This window comes from Marivita sp., assembly GCF_051251565.1.
In the GTDB taxonomy this organism is placed as follows: Bacteria; Pseudomonadota; Alphaproteobacteria; order Rhodobacterales; family Rhodobacteraceae; genus Marivita.
Map to the genome: position 1 here is coordinate 249,746 of NZ_JBPOFB010000005.1, position 22,818 is coordinate 272,563.

General features: G+C 60.9%; 22 protein-coding genes. 14 read left to right on the forward strand and 8 right to left on the reverse strand.

The window, feature by feature from the left end:
* Positions 1–12: 12 nt before the first annotated feature.
* Together ACSHXH_RS09515 and ACSHXH_RS09520 are read right to left on the reverse strand one after the other, a co-directional pair.
* Complete coding sequence (locus ACSHXH_RS09515) at positions 13–342, reverse strand: DNA-binding protein (protein ID WP_435671545.1); 330 nt, start codon at positions 340–342, stop codon at positions 13–15.
* 1 nt (position 343) lies between these two features.
* Positions 344–673 (reverse strand): type II toxin-antitoxin system RelE/ParE family toxin, encoded by a 330-nt coding sequence (locus ACSHXH_RS09520; RefSeq protein WP_435671546.1) that lies wholly within the window; start codon positions 671–673, stop codon positions 344–346.
* Between the two features lie 223 nt (positions 674–896).
* On the opposite strand from ACSHXH_RS09520, the gene ACSHXH_RS09525 reads away from it, so the two are divergent.
* The 4 genes from ACSHXH_RS09525 (at position 897) to ACSHXH_RS09540 (ending at position 6,204) form a co-directional block, all read left to right on the forward strand.
* On the forward strand, positions 897–1,925 hold the full coding sequence (locus ACSHXH_RS09525) for an AraC family transcriptional regulator ligand-binding domain-containing protein (protein WP_435671547.1): 1,029 nt from the start codon (positions 897–899) through the stop codon (positions 1,923–1,925).
* A 175-nt stretch (positions 1,926–2,100) separates the two neighbouring features.
* On the forward strand, positions 2,101–3,276 hold the full coding sequence (locus ACSHXH_RS09530; protein ID WP_435671548.1) for an acyl-CoA dehydrogenase family protein: 1,176 nt from the start codon (positions 2,101–2,103) through the stop codon (positions 3,274–3,276).
* 145 nt (positions 3,277–3,421) lie between these two features.
* Positions 3,422–5,035, forward strand: coding sequence for a GMC family oxidoreductase (locus ACSHXH_RS09535; RefSeq protein WP_435671549.1), 1,614 nt, complete (start codon positions 3,422–3,424; stop codon positions 5,033–5,035).
* Entirely contained in the window at positions 5,032–6,204 is a 1,173-nt protein-coding gene (locus tag ACSHXH_RS09540; protein ID WP_435671550.1) for a mandelate racemase/muconate lactonizing enzyme family protein, read from the forward strand. Before ACSHXH_RS09535 ends, ACSHXH_RS09540 begins: the two co-directional genes overlap by 4 nt.
* A 36-nt stretch (positions 6,205–6,240) precedes the next feature.
* Here the strand turns inward: ACSHXH_RS09540 and ACSHXH_RS09545 are convergent, their stop codons facing one another.
* From ACSHXH_RS09545 to ACSHXH_RS09565, 5 genes are all read right to left on the reverse strand, one after another.
* Positions 6,241–7,059: a substrate-binding domain-containing protein gene (locus ACSHXH_RS09545; RefSeq protein WP_435671551.1), complete on the reverse strand. Its 819-nt coding sequence runs from the start codon at positions 7,057–7,059 to the stop codon at positions 6,241–6,243.
* Between the two features lie 31 nt (positions 7,060–7,090).
* Positions 7,091–7,846: an ATP-binding cassette domain-containing protein gene (locus tag ACSHXH_RS09550; protein WP_435671552.1), complete on the reverse strand. Its 756-nt coding sequence runs from the start codon at positions 7,844–7,846 to the stop codon at positions 7,091–7,093.
* Entirely contained in the window at positions 7,839–8,546 is a 708-nt protein-coding gene (locus ACSHXH_RS09555) for an ABC transporter permease (protein WP_435671553.1), read from the reverse strand. Before ACSHXH_RS09555 ends, ACSHXH_RS09550 begins: the two co-directional genes overlap by 8 nt.
* Before the next feature lie 202 nt (positions 8,547–8,748).
* Positions 8,749–9,450 (reverse strand): GntR family transcriptional regulator, encoded by a 702-nt coding sequence (locus ACSHXH_RS09560; protein ID WP_435671554.1) that lies wholly within the window; start codon positions 9,448–9,450, stop codon positions 8,749–8,751.
* Positions 9,447–10,811 carry a formimidoylglutamate deiminase gene (locus ACSHXH_RS09565; RefSeq protein WP_435671555.1) on the reverse strand — a complete coding sequence of 455 codons (1,365 nt, stop codon included), beginning with the start codon at positions 10,809–10,811 and terminating at the stop codon, positions 9,447–9,449. Before ACSHXH_RS09565 ends, ACSHXH_RS09560 begins: the two co-directional genes overlap by 4 nt.
* Positions 10,812–10,882: 71 nt before the next feature.
* Here ACSHXH_RS09565 and hutI point away from each other — a divergent pair, with 71 nt between their 5' ends.
* From hutI to ACSHXH_RS09605, 8 genes are all read left to right on the forward strand, one after another.
* Positions 10,883–12,085 carry an imidazolonepropionase gene (gene hutI, locus ACSHXH_RS09570; protein ID WP_435671556.1) on the forward strand — a complete coding sequence of 401 codons (1,203 nt, stop codon included), beginning with the start codon at positions 10,883–10,885 and terminating at the stop codon, positions 12,083–12,085.
* Positions 12,082–13,608, forward strand: coding sequence for a histidine ammonia-lyase (hutH, locus tag ACSHXH_RS09575; RefSeq protein ID WP_435671557.1), 1,527 nt, complete (start codon positions 12,082–12,084; stop codon positions 13,606–13,608). Before hutI ends, hutH begins: the two co-directional genes overlap by 4 nt.
* A 2-nt stretch (positions 13,609–13,610) precedes the next feature.
* Positions 13,611–14,396: an N-formylglutamate deformylase gene (hutG, locus tag ACSHXH_RS09580; protein WP_435671616.1), complete on the forward strand. Its 786-nt coding sequence runs from the start codon at positions 13,611–13,613 to the stop codon at positions 14,394–14,396.
* Entirely contained in the window at positions 14,393–16,066 is a 1,674-nt protein-coding gene (gene hutU / locus ACSHXH_RS09585; RefSeq protein ID WP_435671558.1) for a urocanate hydratase, read from the forward strand. The genes hutG and hutU overlap by 4 nt, the downstream gene beginning before the upstream one ends.
* Before the next feature lie 72 nt (positions 16,067–16,138).
* Complete coding sequence (locus ACSHXH_RS09590; protein ID WP_435671559.1) at positions 16,139–17,224, forward strand: TRAP transporter substrate-binding protein; 1,086 nt, start codon at positions 16,139–16,141, stop codon at positions 17,222–17,224.
* 60 nt (positions 17,225–17,284) lie between these two features.
* Positions 17,285–17,782 carry a TRAP transporter small permease subunit gene (locus tag ACSHXH_RS09595; protein WP_435671560.1) on the forward strand — a complete coding sequence of 166 codons (498 nt, stop codon included), beginning with the start codon at positions 17,285–17,287 and terminating at the stop codon, positions 17,780–17,782.
* Positions 17,779–19,329 carry a TRAP transporter large permease gene (locus tag ACSHXH_RS09600; protein ID WP_435671561.1) on the forward strand — a complete coding sequence of 517 codons (1,551 nt, stop codon included), beginning with the start codon at positions 17,779–17,781 and terminating at the stop codon, positions 19,327–19,329. The genes ACSHXH_RS09595 and ACSHXH_RS09600 overlap by 4 nt, the downstream gene beginning before the upstream one ends.
* A gap of 84 nt (positions 19,330–19,413) precedes the next feature.
* Positions 19,414–19,989: a carboxymuconolactone decarboxylase family protein gene (locus ACSHXH_RS09605; protein ID WP_435671562.1), complete on the forward strand. Its 576-nt coding sequence runs from the start codon at positions 19,414–19,416 to the stop codon at positions 19,987–19,989.
* Here the strand turns inward: ACSHXH_RS09605 and ACSHXH_RS09610 are convergent.
* Complete coding sequence (locus ACSHXH_RS09610; protein WP_435671563.1) at positions 19,977–20,984, reverse strand: succinylglutamate desuccinylase/aspartoacylase family protein; 1,008 nt, start codon at positions 20,982–20,984, stop codon at positions 19,977–19,979. The two genes, ACSHXH_RS09605 and ACSHXH_RS09610, sit on opposite strands and share 13 nt — an antisense overlap.
* Before the next feature lie 217 nt (positions 20,985–21,201).
* Here ACSHXH_RS09610 and ACSHXH_RS09615 point away from each other — a divergent pair, with 217 nt between their 5' ends.
* Both ACSHXH_RS09615 and ACSHXH_RS09620 read left to right on the forward strand, forming a co-directional pair.
* Entirely contained in the window at positions 21,202–21,948 is a 747-nt protein-coding gene (locus tag ACSHXH_RS09615) for an amino acid ABC transporter ATP-binding protein (RefSeq protein WP_435671564.1), read from the forward strand.
* The gene (locus ACSHXH_RS09620; RefSeq protein WP_435671565.1) at positions 21,949–22,794 is read left to right on the forward strand and encodes an amino acid ABC transporter permease; all 846 of its coding nucleotides are present in this window, start codon (positions 21,949–21,951) and stop codon (positions 22,792–22,794) included. It begins immediately after the preceding gene.
* Positions 22,795–22,818: the final 24 nt, after the last annotated feature.

The following is a 22,818-nucleotide window of genomic DNA, read 5'->3' on the forward strand; positions in this document are numbered from 1 at the left end:
CTTTGGTCTGCTTTATGCTCGGAGTTTGTTACCTTGTGTCAGTGACAAAGACACGCCCTCACGCTGCTTCAACCGTGACACCATCGCCAGCAGATTATCAGCGCGCGGGTTGCCCTTGGCGCTGAGCATCCGCATCAGGCTCTTGGGGTCTTTGTCCATGTCTCGCGCCAAGGCCTCAAACCCAACCGTCGCGTTCACGTAGTCGCGCAGCAGCACTTTGCCGGTCTCCAGATCCCCGCTGAGCATCGCTTCTATGGCTTCGCGGAACAGACCCGCCCGAAACTCAGGATCGCGCTCAGCTCGGGCTTTGATCGTGTCTTTGAAGTCTTTCGTCAGGGGCATGTCAGTCGTCTTTCTCTTTGCGGGCCTTGTAGTCGTCCCAATACGCTTTGGCCTGCTTGATGCCCTTTGACTGGCGCTTTTTCGTGCCGCCGCAGAGCAAGATCACAAGCGTATCGCCGTCTTGGCCAAAATAGACGCGGTAGCCGGGGCTGAAGGTGATGCGCCGCTCTGAACCCCCCTGCCCTACTGGCTTCACGTTGCCAATTTTTCCGGTCTCGATCCGTGCTCGCGCCGTCCGCACCTTCAGTGCCGCCGCCGTATCCAGACCATTGAACCAATCGTCGAACGGTGTTTTCCCCGCCTCGGTGTCAAAGACAACAAGCTTATTCACTGGAGTTATTGATAACACATACGTTACCATTTGTCGATCGTTTTTGCCCCTTCAATGCGTCAGCCCCCGATCCATCTCAACTTCACGCCTGTCTAGCTCTGGGCCTGTCGCGCTTTCGTGCCGCGACAGGCCCAGTTTGCAGCTGAGCAACTGCGCACAACATCATCTCATCCTTCGTCTCGGTGCTTCTGCACCGGGCAATTCGGTGCTAGCCATTGCCAAGATGCGCGACACCACACCCACGATCCTTTCGACCGTCTCAAGCCAGTTCATCGACGACTGGCTTGTCGCCTTGCGCGCGCTGTGCTCGGACGCGCAGATGGACGCGCTTTTGCAACGATCGGGGCTGGCCACAGACCAAAGCCAGCGCCATGGCCGGGTAACATTGGACCAGATCGTGGGCCTTTACCAACTGGCGGCCGTGGAAACCGGCGACGAGATGATGGGCCTTTGGGATCGCCCGATCCGGCCCAGAGCGTTGCAGCATCTTTTGACCACCGTGCGCGAAGCCACGTCGTTGCCATCGGCGCTCTATCGGTTTTCGACCTTCTGGAACCTGCTTCTGGACGACTACCAGTTCGACCTGACAGAAAGCGACACCGCGCTGGTTCTGACCCTGACACCACAAGGCGACCCGCGCGTGCAGCGCTTTGGCCACATGCTCATTCTCAAGCTGGCGCACGGGTTGATGTCGTGGCTGGCCGGGCACGAAATTCCTGTCAAAGCTGTCAGCTTTGTCTTTGACGCCCCTAAATTCGAACAGGATTACGCAATCATCTTTCCCGCCCCGCTGCTGTTTGGACAGGCCGCGACATCGCTGACCTTTGATCCGCGCGCGCTTGGTCCCGTGCAGGCGCGCAGCACCGTGGATCTCGACCGTTTTCTGCAAAACGCCCCTCGGGACTGGATCTTCACCAGTTCGCGCGAACACACGCAATCGCTTCGGGTCCGCACACATCTGGGCCAAACCGGATGGGACAGTGCCACCCTGACCCAAACCGCACAGGCCATGCACGTCACGCCGCGCACCCTGATCCGCAGGCTGGAAGCCGAAAGCACGTCGTTTCAGGCTATCAAGGACGCGCTGCGCCGCGACATTGCGATCCGCGATTTGCAGGCGGGGCGCAAAAGCATCGAAGCCATCGCGCTGGATGTCGGGTTTTCATCTGCCGCCAATTTCCATCGGGCGTTTCAGCGCTGGACCGGTGGCACGCCCAGCGCCTACCGCCGCAAGCAGACACCAGGCTGCTGATTCTGTCACTTTCGGACAGTGGCCTGTCACGCCAAGAGATAGAGCGCGTGGGTCGATGCCTCTATAACGCTCATAGACACAGAAAACCGAACGGGCGAACCCTGTTTTGCCCACGTCGCCCTATCCAGAGGATATCGCGATTTTTGATACTGCACCATCTTGGAAAGGTCCGATAATGACAGACAAGCTCGCCACGATATTGCAAGCGGCACGCGATCACGCCGAACAGGTCATCCTGCCCAATATCGACGCGTGGAACGCCGCCAAGACATGGCCGCGCGACGCGTCAGACAAGGCCGGGGCTGCGGGCCTGACCGGGCTTTACGCCCCCGTGGAATTCGGTGGTCAAGGTTTGCCCCTGTCTGAAGGCATTCAGGTTTACGAACAGCTTGGCCTGGCGGACGGCGCCTATGCCTTTGCACTGTCGATGCACAACATCTGCACTTTTGCAGGCTGCGGGTATGGGACGGATGCGTTCAAGGAAAAATGGGCGCGCGATCTGACATCTGGTCGCAAACTGGCCAATTTTGCGCTGACCGAACCGCAATCGGGATCTGACCCGATGCAGATGTATACCCGCGCGACGATCAATGGCGATGGCACCTGGACGATCAGCGGATCAAAAGCCTGGGTCAGCCTTGCGACCGAGGCGGACGTCTACTTCACCGTGGTCAAGACCAGCGATGCGCCCGGCCACAAGGACATGGCGATGATCGCCATTCCCGCAGACGCGCCCGGTGTCAGCTTTGGTCCGCTTTACGACACACCGTCCTATAACTTCCTGCCCATGTCCGAAATGTATCTCGACAAGGTTGTGGTCGATGAGGCCAACATCATCCTGCCCGTTGGCCAAGGCCTGCAAGGGTCATTGATGGCGATTGACATCGCACGGGTGTCGATCGCATCCGGCTGCTGTGGCCTGATGCAATCTGCGCTGGACACCGCACTGTCTTATTCCAAAAACCGCAAGATGTTTGGCGGCAAGAACCTTGATCTGGACGGCATCCAGTGGATGCTTGGCGAAGTGGCGACCGATCTTGAAGCGTCCAAACTGCTCTACCGCAAAGCCGCCGAAGCGCTAGGCACACCCGAAGGCCCGCTGATGGCGGCACATGCGAAACGCTTTGTCCCGGATGCCGCCGTCAAAGCGGCGAACACCTGCACCCAAGTTCTGGGCGGTATGGGCCTTTTGCAGCCATACGGATTGGACCGCCTGTCACGGCTTGCCCAGATGCTGCGGATCGTGGACGGCACCACCGAAATCAGCCGTGTCGTGATTGGCCGCGCGTTGCAGAAACGCGCAGCGGCCCTGCCCGATCTGCCGGTCCCCAAAGGCTTTGGCGAAACCTGAACCAAACAGAGGTCACGCCACACATAACTGCGGCTGTATCGCGTGTTGCGTGACCTTGTCCCCCTGCCTCTCATTTCGACCTTGGAATTGCTCCGTGTTTTGGTAATGCTCGTCCGATCATCCCTCCAGCACAGTGCTTCGCCGAATGACGCAATACGACTACATCCTCATCGGCGCGGGTTCTGCCGGGTGCGTGCTGGCCGAACGGCTAAGCGCCTCGGGCCGGCACTCTGTCCTTGTCCTTGAAGCGGGCGGTCGCAGCCTGACCCCGTGGGTGACCCTGCCTGTCGGCTATGGCAAATCCTATTTCGATCCAGCCGTGAACTGGAAATACGAGACCGAACCCGACACCGAATTGGCAGGGCGCAAAGCCTATTGGCCCCGTGGCAAGGTGGTCGGCGGGTCCGGTGCGATCAACGCGCTGGTCTACGCGCGCGGACTGCCCGGCGATTTCGACGACTGGGCCGCCTCGGGGGCAACCGGATGGGATTGGCCCACCGTGCGCGCCACCTATGACGCGCTGGAAACCCGCGTGGGCGTGGATGGGCGCAAGCAGGGCACCGGGCGACTGCATGTGCAAGACGTGTCAGATCAGATCCACCCGGCCAATCGCCACTATTTCGCCGCCGCCAAGGAATTGGGCTTGCCCGCAACGGACGACATGAACGGCCCCGATGCAGAAGGCGCGACCATCTACCAGATCAACACGAGCGGTGGGCGGCGGATGCATTCCGCGCGCGCGCATCTGCGGCCTGCGCTCAAACGCGCAAACGTGCGGCTGATGACAGGCGCCTTGGTTGAGAAACTGATCTTTGAGGGCACCCGCGCCGTGTCAGTGCAACTGCGCCGCAAGGACCGTGTTGAAACCATCCGCGCCACCCGCGAGATCATCCTGTCAGCGGGCAGCGTAACGTCGCCCCGGCTCTTGCAACTTTCGGGGATTGGCCCCGCAGATCTGCTTCGGTCGAACGGCATCACGCCACTGATCGACAATGCCGCTGTGGGTGGAAACCTTCAGGATCATCTTGGCGTCAACTACTATTTCCGCGCCACGGAACCAACGCTGAACAATGTGCTGCGCCCGTTCCACGGCAAGGTCCGCGCGGCTCTTGAATATGCGCTGCGACGGCGCGGCCCGCTTGCGCTGTCGGTCAACCAATGCGGCGGGTATCTGCGGTCACACCCCAGCCTCGACCGGCCCGACCAGCAGCTTTACTTCAACCCGGTCACCTATACGCTGACCCCAAACGGCAAACGCACCGTTGTGCAGCCCGATCCGTTTCCGGGCTTCATCATCTCCTTCCAGCCCTCGCGTCCGACCAGCCGAGGCCGCATCGACATCCGCAGCAGCGATCCCGCCGCCGCCCCGCTGATCCAGCCCAATTCGCTTAGCACACCAGAGGATTGCGCGCAGGTCATCGCAGGCGGGCTGTTGTGCCAAAGCCTCATGAAGACGGCAGCCCTGACCGGGCTGGTCGAGGCAGCGATGAACCCTGACCTGCGCCGCATGTCGCCCGATGACATCCTTGCCGATTTCCGCGAACGCGGCAGCACGGTGTTCCACCCGGTCGGCACCTGCCGGATGAGCGCCGAGGCCAAGGGCGCGGTCGTCTGTCCGCGCCTTAAGGTGCACGGGGTGGCGGGCCTGCGCGTGGTGGACGCATCGGTTTTTCCCAATATCACCTCGGGCAACACAAATGCGCCGACAATGATGCTGGCGCACCGCGCCGCAGACCTGATCCTTGAGGACGCCATATGACCCTGCCCTATTCCCCCTCCGGTGCGGTGCCCGTGGGCTATGACCGTGGCAAGGATGACACCGGCCCCCGCATCCGCAAGATTGAAACGTTCTGCACTCCTATGGTTGGGTTTGTGCGCGTCACCGCCGAAGACGGCACCACAGGATGGGGGCAGGTGTCGACATATAACAGCGATCTGACCTGCGAAATCCTGCATCGTCAGGTGGCCCCCTGGGCCTTGGGGCGCGGGATGGACGCGCTGGAGGATGTGATCGCCGAGGTGCCCCTGCGCGAACATAAATTTCCGGGCACCTATCTGTGCCGGGCCATGGCGGGGCTCGACACCGCGGTATGGGATTGGCGCGGCAAGGCCGCAGGCAAACCCGTGGCGGCACTGCTCGGCGGCACGTCGGGTCCGATCCGCGCCTATGCATCGTCGATGCGCCGCGACATCTCCCCCGAGGACGAGGCCGCGCGCCTGATTGCGCTGCGCGACACCAAGGGGTTTGACGCGTTCAAGGTGCGTGTGGGCGCCGAATGTGGACAAGACCGCGATGAATGGCCGGGTCGGACCGAGGCGATCATCCCTGCGATCCGCAGCGCCCTTGGCACAGAGGCCGCCCTTTTGGTGGATGGCAATTCAGGCTTCAGCTCCGCCCGTGCGATCACCGTGGGACATATGCTCGAAGATCACGGCTACGGGCATTTTGAAGAACCCTGCCCTTATTGGGAAATGGAACAAACCGCCGAAGTGACGCGCGCCCTGTCAATCAACGTGTCAGGCGGCGAACAGGATTGGGATCTCCAGCACTGGAAACGCATGATCGCCCTGCGCGCTGTCGACATCATCCAACCTGATATCCTTTATCTGGGCGGCATCACCCGCAGCATGCAGGTGGCACGTATGGGACACGCGGCGGGCTTGCCCTGCACGCCCCATTGCGCCAACCTGTCATTGGTGACGCTGTTCACCATGCATCTGCTGCGCGCAGTGCCCAATCCGGGTAAATATCTCGAATTCTCGATCGAGGGCGCGGACTACTACCCATGGCAGGACCACCTGTTTGTCACCGATCCCTATACGATCACCAACGGCCAAGCGACGGTCACAGACGCACCTGGCTGGGGTGTTGAGATCCACTCAGACTGGCTCGCCAAATCCCGCTACGGCTGTAGCGAAATGCACTGACAAGGCAGCGTACGAAACGCTGCCCGCCCCCAGACCCTATTGATCCGGTGCGTTCGGGAAAAAGAGCTGTTGATCAGCCACTGTGTACCCGGCGATGGCGTCTTGGCCATCTTCCGAGACCAGCCAATCGGCAAAGGTCTGGGCCGCCGCGACGTTCACGTTGGGGCATGTGACCGGGTTCACCGGGATCACGCCATATTGGTTGAACATATCCTCATCGCCCTGCACCGCGATGATGTAGTCCTGCTTGTTGCCAAAGGTGATCCAGGTGGCGCGGTCCGTCATGACATAGGCGCCCATGCCAATCCCGGTATTGAGCGTCGCCCCCATGCCTGAGCCTGTTTCGCGGTACCATTGCCCGGATGCGGCTGTGGGGTCGACCCCGCTGGCAGACCACAGCGACAGCTCTTTCTTATGTGTGCCGCTGTCATCCCCGCGCGACGCGAACAGCGCGGCTTTTTCGGCGATCTGCGCAAGCGCGCCTTGCACATCGGTCATGCCCACAACACCTGCCGGGTCCGCTGCGGGGCCAACAATGACAAAGTCATTATACATCAGGTCCATGCGTTCTGTGCCGAAACCGGCGGCGACAAACGCCTCTTCGGATGCCTTGGCATGCACCAATAGCACGTCACCATCGCAGTTCTCGGCGTTCTTGATCGCCTGCCCGGTGCCCACGGCCACGACATTGACCTGAATGCCGGTCTTGTCCTGAAAGATCGGCAGCAGGTACTCATAGAGCCCCGAATTCGCTGTCGATGTTGTGGATTGCACAATGATGGACTGGTCCTGCGCCCAAGCGGCGCCCGTCAAAAGCAGCGCCACTGCGCCTGCGCCAAGTGTCTTTCCAAGCATTTCGATCTCTCCCTCGTGTGGTCTTGGAGTGTCAGACGACAAGTTTGCCGTTCAGGTAATCCCGTGCCGCGTCGCTTTGCGGGTCGGGGAAAAAGTCGGTCGCTTTTGTGTGTTCTGCGACGCGCCCACGATGCACGAACACGACATCATCCGCCATGCGCCGCGCTTGGCCCACGTCATGGGTGACAAAGATGATCCGCACCCCCCGCGCGCGCGCGTCGCGCACAATGGCTTCGATCGCCAGCACCGAGGCCGGATCAAGACTGGCAGTGGGTTCATCCAGAAACAGCACCTCGGGATCAGTGGCCAGGGCGCGCGCCAGCGCCAGCCGCTGTGCTTCGCCGCCGGACAAAAGTCGCGCGGGCTGATCGGCTTTATGTGCCAGCCCAACATGCTCCAACAGGTCCGCAGCGCGCGCACGGCCCTTGCCACGGGCCTTGAGGACAAAATCGATATTCGCCACCACAGAACGCCGCAACAAGACAGGTTTCTGAAACACCAAAGCCTGCCGTGCTGTCACCTGTCCTGCATTCTGCCCGCCCCACGCGATAGTGCCCGCTGTGGGCTGCATCAATCCGTGCAACAGCTTGAGCAGCAGGCTCTTGCCTGATCCGTTTTGCCCCATGATCATCGTGCAGCCCGAAGCCCCGAGATCAAGCGAGACCCCATCCAGAACAGTCACAGTTCCAAACCGCAAGACAACATCCCGCACCGCCAAAGGCAGAAGTGGCGCGCTGTGCTGCGCCCGCGCCATGCGCCCTGAATGGATCATTGCCGAGTCAGACATAGGCTTGCCGCGCCGCGGTCATGCGCACCGATTGCACCGCCGCATTCACACCAAGTGCAATCACCAGCAGTATGATCCCCAGCGCCAGCGCCAAGGCCAGATCCCCCTTTGATGTTTCAAGCGCGATGGCGGTAGTCATAACCCGCGTCAGGTGGTCGATATTGCCACCGACAATGATCACAGCGCCCACTTCGGCCACAGCACGGCCAAACCCGGCAAGGCCCACGGTCAACAGCGAATAGCGCGCATCCCACAGCAGGGCCTGCACAGTTTGCAGACGCGTCAGGCAGAAAGACCGAAACTGGTCGGCATATTCGGTGTGCAGATCCTCCAGAACCTGCCGCGACAGCGCCGCCACGATAGGCGCAATCAGGATCGTCTGTGCAATGATCATCGCCGTCGGGGTATAGAGCAGCCCCAGAAACCCCAAAGGCCCGGATCGGGACAGGTGCAGGTAGACCAACAGCCCCACCACGACCGGCGGCAGACCCATCAGAGCATTCATCACGATGAGAACCGCACCGCGCCCCCGGAACCGGCCAATCGCCACAAGCGCCCCAATGGGCAGGCCAATGACGCAGGCAATCACAGTGGCCGTAAGGCTGACCCGCAAGGACAGCAGCACGATCTCCAATAGGTCCGCATCACCAGAGAACACCAGCGCGAGGGCAAGTCCAAGGGCGTCACCGATGCTTTGCAAAATTTCCCCCAATGCGCATAATTTACGGACGAACCGAAGCTATGCAGCTTTGGAGGAAAAAATTCAAGACCGGGGTTGTGGAAATTATCAGCCGATTTCAGAGCGTAAAGACCGAAAGCTTACAAGAAACGCATGCAAGTGACTGCATATTTTCCGAGCATGCATCAGCCTGGCCAACCTTGGCCCTCAACCGCCACCCGTATCAGCTTTGCGCCGAAACCTGATATCCCGGCGCAGCGACGGCCTGCACCGTTGTGATCGGCTCCACACCGATCCAGGTGGTGCGTTCGATCACAAACAATGCGCTGCCCTCGGGGGTGGACAAATGCTTGGCGCTTTCGCCTTCGGCAGGCAGTGCCGAGAACCGAACATCAAGACGGCTGTAGGGCTTGTTGCGTACCAACCATTCATTGGCGCTCTGGACAGTCAGATCGACCTCCATAATCCCCGGCGTTGACCGCAGATCGACCCAACGGTCCTCAAAAATAAACGGGCGATTGTCTGCAAGATGCAACGCTTTGACCCGCAGCATCTTGACCGCCGCCTGAATGCCGAACCGCGCCATGATGGTCAGCGGCGTTTGCTCGACCGAGCGTCGGATCAATTGGTAATCATACTTGCTGCCGCGTTGCTCGACCTCGCGGCGGGTGATCGGAATGTCAAAGGTCGCCCGTGTGACCGGATCCGCCAGAACATGCGTGCCGCCCTTGCGTTTGCGTTCAACCAGCCCACTTTGAGACAGGTCCTGCATCGCCCGGTGCACCGTGGTGCGCGCACAGCCCAGATCCTGCGCAATATCTTCGTCGCGCGGCAACCGGTCTCCCGGCGCATAGGTTCTGTCCAGAATCCGCGCACGAATGTCGTCGCGTACATCTGTCCAAGAAAGGCGGGGCTGGTCCTTCAAACACGCGTCTCCAACTGCATCATCATCTTTGTGAAATCGTAAATTATCGCGTCGCGCCGGATATGGCGACCCTCTTTGACCACATGCCGTCCCGCGCTCCAGACATCGCGCAGGCTTGGCTGTCCTGCGGCAAAGATCAAACTGTCCAAAAGCGCGTCCCCGTCCCGGTTGCACAGCCATTGCGTGTCCGTCTCGAGCCCGATCAGATCCGCCCAAGCGCCCGGCGCAATCCGGCCATTGTCGCGGCCTCCGGCCTGCGCACCACCGCGCACCGCAGCATCAAACATCACGCGCCCCGTAGACCGGTCCTGCGTGGCCAAAGCCGCGCGGGACAGGTCGCGCAACCGCTGCGAGTATTCCAATGTCTTCAGCTCTTCGAACAGCGAAATCTGGATGTTGGAATCCGACCCAACACCAATCCGACCACCCTGCCCCAGATAGCGCGTGCCGTTGAAGATGCCGTCGCCAAGGCTCGACTCGGTCAGTGGGCACAGCCCGGCCACCGCCCCCGTCGCGGCAAGCGCATCGGTCTCAATATCCGTCATCTGTGTGCAATGGATAAGACACCAGCGGTCATCCACCGCGTGATTGGCCAGCAGCCATTCGGTGGGACGCGCCCCAAGATGGGCCAGCACCTCGTCCACCTCAGCCACCTGTTCGGCCAGATGCATATGGATCGGCCCGGTCGGCGCGTGTTCGAGCATCTCGCGCAAGCCGTTCGGGTCCACCGCCCGCAACGAATGCGGTGCCATGCCGCCAGTGAAATCCGCAGGCCCGCGCGTCAGCGCGACCATCGCAGCACCGTGCAGGCGCAGGAATCGGTCAGGATCATTGTCGAACCGGCGCTGCCCGCCCTGCAAAGGTCGCAGATCACAACCGCCAAATTGGTACATCACCGGCAACAAAGTAAGGCCAATCCCGGTATCGATCGCCGCCGCGATGATGCGGTCCGACATCTCGGACAGCGTCGCATAGGGCACGCCGCCCACATCGTGATGCAAGTAATGGAATTCGGCCACGGCACCATAGCCCGCCTCCAGCATCTCCATATAAACCAGCGCCGCGATGGTCTGCACATTCTCCGGCGTCAATTGGTCAAGGAACTGGTACATCAATCGCCGCCAGCTCCAAAAGCTGTCGCGCGGGTCCGGCCCGCGCGCTTCGGTCAACCCGGCCATTGCACGCTGAAACGCGTGGCTGTGCAGGTTCACCGGCGCGGGCAACAACAGATCAACGCGCTGCGTGGGTGCGGACACCTGGGGCCCCACCTGAGCGATTCGGCCATCTGCACCGATGGCGACCTCGAAATCACGGTGCCAACCATCAGGCATAAGCCCCTGTTTTGCGTGAATGATCTGCACAATAACAACTCCATTGACATATTATGTAGGGACATATTAACCATATGTAGGTTTTAAAACAAGGAGTCTGCATGCTGGCGCCATTCGTCCTCACCGGGATCACAGCGGCAAGCCTGTCGCCCCAGACCGAGGGCTATGGGCTTGTACCGGATGCAGCGATTGTTGTGGAAAACGGCCTGATCGCATGGATCGGCACGCAGGCCACTTTACCCGCAGCCTTTGCGGCGCTCCCCAAGCAGGACCAAAACGGACGGCTGGTCACCCCGGCCCTGATCGACTGCCACACGCATATCGTTCATGGCAGCAATCGGGCGCGCGAATTCGAGATGCGGCTGAACGGTGCCAGCTACGAAGAGATCGCCCGCGCCGGCGGGGGGATCGTGTCCACCGTGGCGGCAACACGCAGCGCGAGTGAGGCCGAGTTGTTGCAAAGCGCCCTGCCCCGCATCGACGCGCTGATTGCGCAAGGCGTGGGCACCGTCGAGATCAAGTCGGGCTACGGCCTTGATAGCGAAACGGAACTGAAAATGCTGCGCGTCGCCCGCGCTTTGGAACAGCATCGCCCCATCCGTGTTGTCACCAGCTTTCTGGGCGCGCATGCGGTGCCTGCGGGGACCGATGCCGACAGCTATATCAACGACATTTGTATCCCGACCCTGACCGCCGCCCATGCCGAAGGATTTGTCGACGCGGTGGACGGCTTCTGCGAAGGCATCGCCTTTGACACGGCACAGATCGCCCGCGTGTTCGATGCCGCACAGGCGCTCGGCCTGCCAGTGAAACTGCATGCCGAACAGCTGAGCCATCTGGGCGGAACCGCCTTGGCCGCAAAATACAATGCGCTGTCAGCGGATCATGTCGAATACGCGACCGAGACAGACGCCAAAGCGCTGGCCGCGTCCGGCACCATTGCTGTCCTGCTGCCCGGCGCATTCTACACGATCCACGAAACCCAGGCCCCGCCGGTTCAGGCATTCCGCGACCACGGCGTACCAATGGCCGTGGGCACCGACTGGAACCCCGGATCGTCCCCCCTGGGGTCGCTCCTCTTGGCGATGAACATGGCCTGCACGCTGTTCCGCCTGACACCGGCCGAAGCTTTGGCGGGGACAACCCGCAACGCCGCCCGCGCGCTTGGCCTGACCGATTGCGGGGTCATCGCGCCGGGGATGCGTGCCGATCTGGCGATATGGAACGTCCAAGATCCTGCCGAACTGTCCTACGGCATCGGGATCACCCCGCTGCACAAACGCATTTTCGGAGGGGTCACATGACTCACGTCCTGATCCCCGGCAGCACCACTTTGGCCGAACTCGAAGCGCTGTGGCGCAGTGAAAGCCCTATCACTTTGGACGCATCCGCCCGCGCAGGCATCGACGCCTCGGCAGCCGTGGTCGCAAGGGCAGCCAAAGGCGGCATTCCGGTCTACGGCGTCAACACAGGCTTTGGCAAACTGGCCTCGGTCCGCATCGCGCCCGAGGACACCGAGACGCTCCAGCGCAACCTGATCCTGTCGCATTGCTGCGGCGTGGGTGAGCCGTTGGAACCGGCAACCACCCGCCTGATGATGGCGCTCAAGCTCTTGTCACTGGGGCGCGGCGCGTCGGGTGTGCGGTGGCAGATCTGCGCGCTGATCGAAGCAATGTTGTCAAAAGGCGTCCTGCCGGTGATCCCAGTGCAGGGATCGGTCGGCGCGTCGGGCGATTTGGCGCCGCTCGCGCACATGGCCGCCGTGATGATCGGAGAAGGCGAAGCGACTTATCAGGGCGAAACCTTGCCCGGCGGCGCGGCCCTTGCCAAGGCAGGTCTGACGCCGGTGGTGCTTGGCCCCAAGGAAGGGCTGGCGTTGATCAACGGCACGCAGTTTTCCACGGCCTGCGCCCTGACCGGACTCTTCGAGGCATGGCGCGCAGCGCGGGCGGCGGTTGTGACCTCGGCGATGTCCACCGACGCGATCATGGGATCGACCGCGCCCCTGAACCCGGCCATCCATGCCTTACGAGGCCATCAAGGTCAGATCGACGTGGCGACCACCATGGCGCACCTTCTGGACGGCAGCGCAATCCGCGAAAGCCACCGTGACGGCGACACCCGCGTGCAAGATCCGTACTGCATCCGCTGCCAGCCGCAGGTCACGGGTGCTGCCATCGACCTTTTGCGCTTTGCCGGTCGCACGCTCGAGATTGAGGCGAATGCCGTAACCGACAACCCGCTGGTGATCACGGACACGGGCGAGATCCTGTCCGGCGGCAATTTTCACGCCGAACCCGTCGCCTTTGCCGCCGACCAGATCGCGCTGGCCGTGGCCGAGATCGGCGCGATTGCCCAGCGCCGCGTCGCCTTGATGGTGGACCCGACGCTGTCGTTCGACCTCCCACCTTTCCTGACCCCAGCGCCCGGCCTGAACTCGGGCCTGATGATCGCCGAAGTGACAACAGCCGCGTTGATGAGTGAAAACAAACACTTGGCGAACCCCTGTTCAACCGACAGCACGCCCACATCCGCCAACCAGGAGGACCATGTAAGCATGGCCGCCCATGGCGCGCGGCGCTTGGGGCGGATGACGGCGAACCTGTCGGTCATTCTTGGCATCGAGGCGATGTGCGCCGCACAAGGCGTTGAGGAACGCGCGCCACTGGTCACATCTGCGCCGTTGCAAGCGGTCCTGACCTGCTTGCGCGCCGAGGTGCCCCGACTGGAACAAGACCGCTATCTTGCCCCCGACATCACCGCCGCCGCAGCCTGCGTGACCAGCGACCGGCTTGCACAGGCAGCCGGGTTGGAGCTGATGCTATGAGCCTGATCGAGATCACACGTGGCGACTGCCCGCTGGTTTTGGGCCTGCCGCACACCGGCACAGACGTTCCCGGCGACTGCCTTGCCCGGCTCAACGACGTCGGGCGTGCGATGGCGGATACTGATTGGCATATCGACAGGCTTTACGCCGATCTGGTGCCGAACGTCACCACAGTGCGGACACCCATCCACCGCTATGTCATCGACGTGAACCGCGATCCTTCAGGAGAGAGCCTCTATCCCGGCCAGAACACCACGGGCCTATGCCCGCTGACCGATTTTGACGCGGTGCCGATCTACCGCGACGGGCAAGAACCGGATGCGGCGGAAGTGGACCGTCGCCGTCTGGCCTACCACGCGCCCTACCATGCGGCCCTTGAAGCCGAGTTGCAGCGCGTCAAAGGGATCCACGGGTTTGCGTTGCTCTATGATTGCCATTCGATCCGATCTGAGATCCCGTTCCTGTTCGACGACACGCTGCCCGACTTCAACATCGGCACCAATCTGGGCACAACCTGCGATTTGCAAATCGAGACATCTGTCCTGCAAAGCTGCAAAGCCGCCGAAGGCTATTCCGCAACCCTGAACGGGCGCTTCAAAGGCGGCTGGACCACGCGGCACTACGGCCAGCCCGACCGGAGCCAACACGCGATCCAGATGGAACTGGCGCAATCGACCTATCTCGCGTCAGAAACTCCACCCTGGACCTATGACACCAAACGCGCAGACCGCCTGCGCGCGCATCTCAAAACCATCCTAAACACCCTGTCCGACTGGAGGCCCCAATGAGCGATCCTCGCAAAAACACCCGCGATATCTATCCGCCGACCGGCCCGGAACTGACCGCCAAAAGCTGGCAGACCGAAGCGCCACTGCGGATGCTGATGAACAACCTGCACCCGGACGTGGCCGAGAACCCGCACGAATTGGTCGTCTATGGCGGCATCGGGCGTGCCGCGCGCACATGGGCCGATTTCGACAGCATTGTTGCCAGTCTCAAAGACCTTGAGGCCGACGAGACGCTTGTGGTGCAGTCCGGCAAACCCATCGCCATCGTCAAAACCCACACGGATGCGCCGCGTGTGTTGATCGCCAATTCCAACCTCGTGCCACATTGGGCGAATTGGGACCATTTCAACGAGTTGGATAAAAAGGGGCTGGCCATGTACGGCCAGATGACCGCCGGGTCGTGGATCTACATTGGCACGCAGGGCATCGTTCAGGGCACCTATGAAACCTTCGCCGAAGCAGGCCGCCAGCACTATGACGGCAACCTGACCGGCAAATGGATTCTGACCGGTGGACTGGGCGGCATGGGCGGCGCGCAGCCTTTGGCCGCGGTGATGGCAGGGGCCTGTTGCCTCGCGGTCGAGTGTAACCCGGACAGCATCGATTTCCGCCTGCGCACCCGCTATGTCGATGAAAAGGCGGACAGTCTGGACGAAGCGCTGGCGATGATCGACCGCTGGACCAAGGCAGGTGAGGCGAAATCCGTCGCACTTTTGGGCAATGCCGCCGATGTCTTCCCCGAGCTTTTCAAACGCGGCATCCGTCCCGACATGGTCACCGACCAGACCAGCGCGCATGATCCGCTGAACGGCTACCTGCCGCAGGGCTGGAGCATGGCCGAATGGCGGGCCAAGCGCGAAAGCGATCCCAAAGCGGTAGAGAAAGCCGCCCGCGCCAGCATGAAAACCCATGTCGCCGCGATGGTGGATTTCTGGAACGCGGGCGTTCCGACCTTGGACTACGGCAACAACATCCGTCAGGTGGCCCTGGACGAAGGGCTGGAGAACGCCTTTGCCTTCCCCGGCTTTGTTCCCGCCTATATCCGCCCGCTGTTTTGTCGCGGCATCGGCCCGTTCCGCTGGGTCGCTCTCTCGGGTGATCCCGAGGATATCTACAAGACCGACGCCAAGATGAAAGAGCTGTTCCCTGACAACGCCCATCTGCACAACTGGCTCGACATGGCGCGGGACAGGATCGCCTTTCAGGGCCTGCCCGCCCGCATCTGCTGGATCGGGCTTGGCGACCGGCATCGCGCGGGTCTTGCGTTCAACGAGATGGTCGCCAGCGGTGAGCTCAAAGCCCCCATTGTGATCGGACGCGACCATCTGGACTCTGGGTCCGTGGCCAGCCCCAACCGCGAAACCGAAGCGATGAAAGATGGATCGGACGCGGTGTCCGATTGGCCCTTGCTCAACGCGCTGGTGAACACGGCCTCAGGCGCAACGTGGGTCAGTCTGCATCACGGTGGCGGCGTGGGCATGGGCTTCAGCCAGCATTCGGGTGTTGTGATCTGTGCCGATGGTACCCCCGAGGCAGCAAAACGGCTGGAGCGCGTGCTGTGGAACGATCCGGCAAGTGGCGTCTGGCGGCATGCCGATGCGGGCTATGACGAAGCGCTGGATTGCGCCCGCGAAAACGGCCTGCGCCTGCCGCGTATTCTGGGCAACTGATACGAAACACAAGGCCGCGACAGACGGTCAAAAGTCAAAAACCTACCCATCAACCAACAAGGAGACGAAACTATGGACCGACGTAAATTTCTGACCACAGGTGCCATCGGCGCCGCAGCAACCACCCTCGCCGCCCCTGCCATCGCCCAGGACGTGCGCGAATGGAAACTGGTCTCGGCCTGGCCCAAGAACCTGCCCGGACCGGGCGTTGCCGCGCAAACGCTGGCCGACCGGATCACCACACTGTCGGGCGGGCGCATCAACGTCACGCTATATGCGGCGGGCGAAATCGTTCCCGGCAATGGCGTATTTGACGCGGTGTCCGAAGGCACGGCAGAGCTGTACCACGCGGTTCCGGCCTATTGGGGCAGCAAATCCAAGGGCATCCTTTTGTTCGGATCGCAGCCTTTTGGCCTGCGCGCGGATGAACAGTTCGGCTGGATGCAGCACGGTGGCGGCCAGGCGCTTTATGACGAGATGTATGGTCGCTTCGGCATCAAACCGTTCCTGTGCGGCAACTCGGGTCCGCAATGGGCAGGCTGGTTCAAGAACGAGATTAACTCGGTCGAAGACCTCAAGGGTCTGAAATTCCGCACCACCGGCATCGCGTCTCAGATGGCGGCGAAACTGGGCATGGCGGCCGAGGCAATGTCCGGCCCAGCGATGTTCCAGGCACTGCAAACAGGTGCTTTGGACGCGGGTGAATTTATCGGGCCATGGACCGACAGCGCCTTGGGTTACTATCAGGTCGCACCACACTACTACTGGCCCGGTGTGGGCGAGCCGTCCTCTGCCGAGGAATGTGGCGTCAACGCAGAAGTCTATGCCGAATTGCCCGACGACCTGAAGGAAGTGGTCACACAGGCGTGCACCGGTCTCTATAACCCGGTCTGGACCGAATACATGACCAAACACGCGCAATCGCTCAAGACGCTGGTCGAAGAACACAACGTGCAGGTTCACAAACTGCCCGATGATGTGATTGCGGCGATGGGTGTGGCTGCGGGCGAGATCATGGACGAATACCTTGCCGATGAGGACGAGCTGGTGGTGCGTATCACCGAAAGCTATATCGCCTATCGTGACCTGGTGGGCGGCTACATGACCTATGCCGACAACGGCCAGATGAATGCGCGGGCAGGTGTGTTCGGCTACTAAATCCCATGCGGCGCGCGGCACAAGGCTGCGCGCCGCCTTCCATTCAGGACGGGGCTGACGATGCTTGGCATGGCACACGCAATCGACCAGATGAACCGCGCGGTGGCGCAGGTCGTGAAATGGCTCGCACTGATCATGGTGCTTTTGCAATTCTGCATCGTGATCGGGCGCTATGTCTTCGGGTTCAATTCCATCGCTGCACAAGAAGGCGTGCTTTATATGCATGCCACGTTGTTCATGTTGGGGGCGGGGTATACGCTTTTGGTTGATAAACATGTGCGCGTCGATGTGTTTTATGCCAAGGCGCGCGCCGAGACACGACGGCGCATCGACATCCTTGGCCATATGTTCCTGCTGATCCCGTCGATGCTGGCCCTGCTCTATTGGTCATGGCCGTCCGTACGCAACTCGTGGAAGATCCTCGAAGGTCCGATTTCGGTCGGCGGGATCGAAGCGGTGTTCCTGCTCAAATCCCTGATCCCGGCCTTTTGCATCCTGATCCTGCTGCAATCGCTGTCTTTGCTGGTACGGCTGTTCCATGAAAGGGCGCAGGCATGACCGAGTATCTTGACCTGATCATGTTTGGGGCCCTGATGGCAGCAATCCTGTCGGGGTTTCCGGTGTCTTTCGCCATCGCAGGCGTCGCGGTGATCTTTGCGTATCTCGGCTGGACACTGGGCGTGATGAACGTGTCGCTTCTGGGCGCTTTGGGCCAACGCGCCTTTGGGCTGATCACCAACACCGTGCTGATCGCGATCCCGGTTTTCGTGCTGATGGGCGCGATCCTTGAAAAAAGCAAAATCGCCGAAGACCTGCTGGACACGATGGGGCGCAGCTTTGGTCAGTTACGTGGCGGGCTTGGGATTTCGGTGGTTCTGGTAGGCGCGCTTTTGGCGGCGTCCACTGGCATTGTCGGGGCCACGGTTGTTGCGATGGGCATGATCGCCTTGCCCAGCATGCTGCGCGCGGGCTACAATCCCGCCCTGTCCGCAGGCATCGTTTGCACCGCCGGGACGTTGGGACAGATCATCCCGCCCTCGACCCTGCTCATCATCCTTGCTGATGTGATGTCGAACGCCTACCAACAGGCGCAATACGAGCAAGGCAAGTTCTCGGTCGAGGCGCTTTCGGTAGGTCAGTTCTTTGCGGCCGCGCTCGTTCCCGGCCTGCTTCTGGTCACGCTCTACCTGCTGTATATCCTGATCCGGGGCGCGCTGCGCCCGCAGGACATGCCGCCAGCCGAAATTGGCTTGGCCAAGCCCGACCGAAGCGAGGTTCTGGCCGCAATCGTCCCGCCCGTCCTACTGATCTTTGCAGTGCTCGGTGCCATTCTGGGCGGCATCGCAACCCCGACCGAGGCGGCATCCGTGGGCGCGATCGGGGCGCTGTTGATGGCCGGGCGCAAGATTGGGATCAACCCCCGGCTGATCCTGTTGGGGGCCGCGGCGCTGATCGTGCTGGGCATCCTCGCGGGTGCCTATCCGGTCCGGTTGCAGCGCAATGACAACGGCCTGTTCGAATGGAGCCTTGGCGCAATTTACATGATCCTTGCGCTGGTCGGGCTTGTTGCCGTGGGCCTCGCCCTGCGTGCGTCGATCCGGGAACGGGTGATCCATGACGCGCTGACCTCGACCCTGACCATGACGGCAATGATCTTTGCCACGATCTTGGCGGCCGGGTTCTTTTCGCTGGTTTTCATCGGCCTTGGCGGTGAAGAGCGCGTTGCGCATCTGCTTGAAAACCTGCCCGGCGGACCATCCGGCGCGCTGTTCTTCGTGATGGTCTTTGTGTTTGTGCTTGGGTTTTTCCTCGATTTCGTCGAGATCTCGGTGATCGTGCTGCCGCTGGTGGCACCGTCGCTGATCCTGATGGGGCATGATCCGATTTGGCTGGGTGTGTTGCTGGCGATCAACCTGCAAACCAGCTTTCTGACACCGCCCTTCGGCTTTTCGCTGTTCTACCTGCGGGCCGCTGCCCCAAAAGAGATCCGCACTGGCCAAATCTATCAAGGCGTTGTGCCGTTTATCGGATTGCAGGCGATCGGCATCGGGCTCGTCTGGGCGATGCCGTTTTTGGCCACGTGGCTGCCAGCCGCATTGTTTTGAATGACACCCCTATCAGATCCCGTCGCCTTGGCCCAAAGATGCGGGCATACTGCACCCAGATGATCTGCCTCAAGGAGCCCGCACATGACCGCATGGATCGAAATGATAGCCGACGAAGACGCCTCTCCGCGGCTCAAGGAACTGCTGGACCTCGCGCGCACACCGCACGGCACCGTCGACACGGTGATGCGGGTGCACTCGCTGCGCCCCGAGACGATGCACGGGCATGTCGCGCTCTATCGGTCGGTGCTGCATTCCGACGACAACAAGCTGCCGTTCTGGTTTCTCGAAGTGATTGCAAGCTACACGTCGATCCTGAACGATTGCACCTATTCGCTGACCCATCATTTCATGAATGTGCGCAATCTGATCAAAGACCAGCCCCGGTCTGACCGGATTTTCACAGCGCTCAAGGCGCACCGTCCCGAGGATGAATTCGACGGGAAAGAATTGGCCCTGCTGCGCTATGCGGCCAAACTGACCGTGTCGGTGGGCAAGATGGTCAAATCGGATTTTGAAGCATTGAAGATCGCGGGTTGCGACGATGGCGAGATCCTCGAAGTGAACCAAGTCTGCGCGTATTTCAATTATTCCAATCGCTTGCTGAACGGTCTTGGGGCGACAACGGACGGCGATGTTGTGGGGTATTACAAAGCCTGATCCACATCCTGCACCACCAAAAGCAACATCTCACCGCGTGTGACCAGCCCGCGATTGCTGTGGGCAAGGACCATGCCGTCCTGCGGCATATGCAAGGCAACTGAGGGGCGTTCGGGTTCGGTGACATAGTGAAACCACCCGGCAAACGCGCCTGCCCTGACATCCTGCCCGGCGCCTAGCGCACGGTCAAACAGGCCCTCAGACGTTGCATAAAGCGACGCTGCACTGCTGGTGATCTCAACAACACGCGGATGAGAGGCAGGCGTTGCATCGCCATCGATCATCCCCAGATGGCGCAGGATGTTTAGAATTCCAGCTTCGGCCTGATTGGTGATCCTTGGGTCCGCGCCGCCCCCGCCCCCCAGCTCGGCGGCGATCATCGGCACGCCAGCACGCTCTGCCGCAGAATTGACCGACCGGTTGTCATTCTGCGCACCCAGACGCCAAATCAGCGGCAGGCCGAACATTTTGGCCAGCGCCATGTTCTTGTCGGCAAGCGTGCGATCACTGCAATGGGTCGGCAGCGCACAAGGCTCAAACACCGACGCCTTGCCGCCCGAATGCAGATCAATCGCAGCATCACAAAGCGGCAGGATCTCAGCTTCAAGGAAATGCGCGATCATCGCTGTCGGCCCACCATCCGCCGCCCCCGGAAAAGCCCGGTTGAGGTTGCCCCCGTCCAAAGGCGACACCCGCGACGATGCGGCAAAAGCGGGCATGTTCAGCGCTGGAAACGCGATGATCTGACCGCGCAACGCGGATGGATGCACCGATTGCAACACCCGCATGATCGCCGCAGGCCCTTCGAATTCGTCGCCATGCGTGCCCCCGGTGAGTAAAAGCACCGGCCCGTCTGCCCCCTTGACCGACACAACAGGCACCGGGTGATAGCCAAGCGGATTTCTGTTGTCCGACCACCGCAGCATCGCATCACCTGTGTGTTTGCCGGGTTGGGTCAGATCAATCGTCAGCGCGATGCGGCTTGGCGTTTTCATACTCTGTTGTTGCCTCTTGGAGTGCGTAGATTACCTAACACCATGAAGGGACAAAATTCAACGCCCTCGGCATCCGACACGAGCGACCAGAATTGCAGCACATTGATGACGCGAACGCATGAACTGCATCACGTTTCAAAACTTTGCCTTGCGTCTCCAAGGGCTTCCTTGGTCTATTGGAGACACTTGGGGGAAGACTGATAAATGACCAATCTGCATGTCGGGTAGCGCACCGATCATCACCTTTGACCATGTCGACAAGTTTTATGGCGACTTTCACGCGTTGAAGGATATCTCGATCAGCGTCCGCGAAGGTGAGCGCATGGTGGTATGTGGCCCGTCCGGGTCCGGCAAGTCCACGTTGATCCGTTGCATCAACGGGCTGGAGTTTCACAATTCCGGCGTGCTGACCGTGGACGGGGTCGAGGTGCACGCAGCGTCAAAGGACATCTACCGCCTGCGCCAGGAGGTCGGGATGGTGTTTCAGCAATTCAACCTGTTCCCGCACCTGACCGTTCTGGAAAACCTGACCATCGGCCCGATCAAAGTGCGCAAGGTGGCACCATCCGAGGCCGAGGCAACGGCCCGACGATACCTTGACCGCGTGCGTATCCCCGAACAGGCTGACAAATACCCCTCTGCCTTGTCCGGTGGCCAGCAACAGCGCGTGGCGATTGCCCGGTCGCTGTGCATGGAAAGCCGGATCATGCTGTTTGACGAACCCACATCGGCGCTTGATCCCGAAATGATCAACGAGGTGCTGGATACAATGGTAGAGCTTGCCGACACCGGCATGACCATGGTCGTCGTCACCCACGAGATGGGCTTTGCCCGCAAGGTAGCCGACACGATGGTGTTCATGGATGCAGGCGAAATCGTCGAGACCGCCCCGCCCGAGACGTTTTTCACCAATCCTGCAAGTGCCCGGTGTCGCGCGTTTCTTGATCAAATTCTGGACCACTAGATGACCGCGACCGACACCCAATTCACGCCAAAAGGGCGCGCCTTGCCAGAGCGGCAGCCGCTGGCGCGGGTGATCGACTCGGTCGTGTTTTCGATCATCCTTTACACGGTGATTGTCGGCGGGATCGTGTTTCTGTCTTATAGCGGCGCACAGGCGATGGGGTACAATTGGCAGTGGTATCGCATCCCGCAGTATTTCTACACGATCACCGATGACGGCTTTCAGTGGGGCGAAATCAGCACAGGGCTGGTCAAGACACTGACCCTGTCAGCGACAGCTTTCGCGCTTGCGGTTGTGTTGGGCCTGATCACAGCGCTTTTGCGACTGTCGGGGTTGGTCGTTTGCACAGCGGTCGCCATCGGGTTTTTGGAATTGATCCGCAACATTCCGCTGCTGGTGCTGCTGTACCTTTTTTACTATGTCCTTGGCCCGATCTTTGGCTTTGACCGTTACTGGGCCAGCATCCTGTGCCTTGCGGTGTTCCATGCGGTGCTGATCTCTGAAATTTTCCGAGCCGGGATCAACGCAGTCGCCAAAGGCCAGTGGGAGGCGGCGACATCCATCGGGATGTCGCGTGGACAGGCCTATCGCTACATCATCCTGCCTCAATCCATCCGCTTCATGTTGCCGCCCATGACGGGCGAAGTGGTGCATATGGTGAAATCCTCGGCCATCGTCAGCGTGATCGCGGTGGCCGAGCTGACCACCATTGGCCGCAACATCATTTCTGACACCTTCATGAGCTTTGAGATCTGGTTCACGATTGCCGCAGTCTACATGGCGGTGACCTTGATCCTGTCGGTCGGCGTATCCATCGTCGAAAAACGATACGCTGTTGATACCTAACCCGCGTGGCACGGACCGCGCATA

Coding starts and splice junctions, on each gene's coding strand:
- ACSHXH_RS09515 (WP_435671545.1), bottom strand. CDS start 342: ATGCCCCTGACGAAAGACTTCAAAGACACGATCAAAGCCCGAGCTGAG.
- ACSHXH_RS09525 (WP_435671547.1), top strand. CDS start 897: ATGCGCGACACCACACCCACGATCCTTTCGACCGTCTCAAGCCAGTTC.
- ACSHXH_RS09530 (WP_435671548.1), top strand. CDS start 2,101: ATGACAGACAAGCTCGCCACGATATTGCAAGCGGCACGCGATCACGCC.
- ACSHXH_RS09535 (WP_435671549.1), top strand. CDS start 3,422: ATGACGCAATACGACTACATCCTCATCGGCGCGGGTTCTGCCGGGTGC.
- ACSHXH_RS09540 (WP_435671550.1), top strand. CDS start 5,032: ATGACCCTGCCCTATTCCCCCTCCGGTGCGGTGCCCGTGGGCTATGAC.
- ACSHXH_RS09545 (WP_435671551.1), bottom strand. CDS start 7,059: ATGCTTGGAAAGACACTTGGCGCAGGCGCAGTGGCGCTGCTTTTGACG.
- ACSHXH_RS09550 (WP_435671552.1), bottom strand. CDS start 7,846: ATGTCTGACTCGGCAATGATCCATTCAGGGCGCATGGCGCGGGCGCAG.
- hutI (WP_435671556.1), top strand. CDS start 10,883: ATGCTGGCGCCATTCGTCCTCACCGGGATCACAGCGGCAAGCCTGTCG.
- hutH (WP_435671557.1), top strand. CDS start 12,082: ATGACTCACGTCCTGATCCCCGGCAGCACCACTTTGGCCGAACTCGAA.
- hutU (WP_435671558.1), top strand. CDS start 14,393: ATGAGCGATCCTCGCAAAAACACCCGCGATATCTATCCGCCGACCGGC.
- ACSHXH_RS09590 (WP_435671559.1), top strand. CDS start 16,139: ATGGACCGACGTAAATTTCTGACCACAGGTGCCATCGGCGCCGCAGCA.
- ACSHXH_RS09595 (WP_435671560.1), top strand. CDS start 17,285: ATGCTTGGCATGGCACACGCAATCGACCAGATGAACCGCGCGGTGGCG.
- ACSHXH_RS09600 (WP_435671561.1), top strand. CDS start 17,779: ATGACCGAGTATCTTGACCTGATCATGTTTGGGGCCCTGATGGCAGCA.
- ACSHXH_RS09605 (WP_435671562.1), top strand. CDS start 19,414: ATGACCGCATGGATCGAAATGATAGCCGACGAAGACGCCTCTCCGCGG.
- ACSHXH_RS09610 (WP_435671563.1), bottom strand. CDS start 20,984: ATGAAAACGCCAAGCCGCATCGCGCTGACGATTGATCTGACCCAACCC.
- ACSHXH_RS09615 (WP_435671564.1), top strand. CDS start 21,202: ATGTCGGGTAGCGCACCGATCATCACCTTTGACCATGTCGACAAGTTT.
- ACSHXH_RS09620 (WP_435671565.1), top strand. CDS start 21,949: ATGACCGCGACCGACACCCAATTCACGCCAAAAGGGCGCGCCTTGCCA.